At 62.9% G+C, this 1,591-nt stretch carries 2 protein-coding genes; both read left to right on the forward strand.

Translation table 11 applies throughout. From position 1 onward, the window contains the following. The first annotated feature begins 355 nt into the window (after window positions 1-355). Complete coding sequence (locus FMZ75_RS21065; protein WP_166146259.1) at window positions 356-1,123, forward strand: hypothetical protein; 768 nt, start codon at window positions 356-358, stop codon at window positions 1,121-1,123. Then, complete coding sequence (locus tag FMZ75_RS21070) at window positions 1,077-1,391, forward strand: hypothetical protein (protein ID WP_207783563.1); 315 nt, start codon at window positions 1,077-1,079, stop codon at window positions 1,389-1,391. Before FMZ75_RS21065 ends, FMZ75_RS21070 begins: the two co-directional genes overlap by 47 nt. Window positions 1,392-1,591 lie beyond the last annotated feature (200 nt).

The raw sequence follows: 1,591 nt of genomic DNA on the forward strand, positions 1-1,591 counted from the left end.
CGCGCTCGCCCAGGAGACGGTCTACCGGGCCTTCGCCGAGGCGAATTTTCAGTCGGAGCGCCGCCATGACGGCGTGCGAGTCGAGATCGAGAAGACCATCGCCGACATTCTAAAGGATCACGCCGAAGCGCCCCGCGACTCGGTCGATCACACCGAGTCGAGGCTCGTCGTTGCTCCCCTCGCCTCATCCCCGATTGTCGTCCATCGAGAAGCGGCCGCAGAGACGGCCGAAGGCGCCCGAACCGAACATGCGGCGCTGTTGGCCGCCTCTGCGCCGCCGCCACCTGCCGACCCCGCGCCCGCGCCCGCGCCCGTGCCCACGCCGACTCCCGCCACGGTAGCGAGAACGAAGCCGTTGACGCTCGACGAGCATCCATTCGTCGTGCTCGCCGAGGGGGTCATCCAGAAGAATGCGGACGCCAAGGCCTGGGACACGAAATCCCAGCGTCAGGTGCGTCAGATTTCGCGGCTTTTCGCGAGGCTCCTCCTCGAGCAGGGCGTCGTCGAGTTCGAAGACATCCACCAGAAGCACCTGGGCGATCTCGACGACCTCTTCGGCGCTGTCGCCAAGAGCTACGGCCGCAGCCCGCGAGACAATCACCGGACGCTCGACCAGCTTCGCGCGATCGGCGCGGCCAAGCCGCCGTCGGAGCGCGGTTTGGTCGCTGGAACGGTCAATCGGCATTTTTCATTTCTGGGCCAGGTCCTCGCCCATATTCGAAGCCGCGGTCACAAGCTCGACCGAGACATCGACATGACGCTGATGCGTCGCAAGTCCACGGAACGCGGGCGCACGAAGCGCGGACTCCTGACCGAAGCCGACGCCGCAGCGATCTTCCACCTCGCCTTCTTCACCGGCTGCGCCGGTTGGAAAGACGACGAGATCTTGATCCCAGGCCCGCACGTCTTCCACCGCGCGCTGTATTTCGCGACGCTCATGCTCCACTACACCGGAGCGCGGCGCGAGGAAATCTGCGGCCTCTCCGTCCGCGACGTGGCCTACGTCGACACGGTGATCGACGGCGAGTTACAACGCCTCCACTATATAAAGGTCAGAACGAGCGAAATTCGGCTCGATGCGCAAATCGTTCGGCAATTCATTGAAGCAGAAGGGGATTCATAGCGAGATTCGGAGCGACATCATGGGGCATTCGGGCGCCACCCCGACCGAGGAAATCTACTGCGACGCGATCGCGCTCGCCGACATGCTGCCGACCATCATGAAGATTCCGATCGTGACGGCGCATCTACAGCCGCAGCCGATCCGCCTGTTGCCTTGGGTGGAGGCAAAGCTGCCGCCGCCGTTCTCGCGGAAGCGGAGGGGGACGGAAGGCGCGGGTGTGGGGCGCAGGCGGACGAGAAAAATAAAGGGCGAACCGGACCGCTGTTGACCCGAAGTGGTCATCCGCGGGAAGTCTGCTGCTAAGGAAGAAAATGATACGCGACTTTCGCACATATGTTTCGCACGACCCGATCCATTGTAAGCGCCGTCGCGACCCCATTGATTCTTTGGGTTCGGAAGGATTTTCGGATGTGAGATTCTTCGGAGGGACAGCCATGTCTCTGGAAGGATCCGAAGATGAACGAGAAT

Origin of the sequence: Methylosinus sp. RM1, from assembly GCF_011378635.1 — a bacterium.
Taxonomy (GTDB): Bacteria; Pseudomonadota; Alphaproteobacteria; order Rhizobiales; family Beijerinckiaceae; genus Methylosinus; species Methylosinus sporium.

Excerpts from the sequence above, each read along its gene's own strand:
- FMZ75_RS21070 (WP_207783563.1), top strand. The coding sequence starts at position 1,077 with ATGCGCAAATCGTTCGGCAATTCATTGAAGCAGAAGGGGATTCATAGC.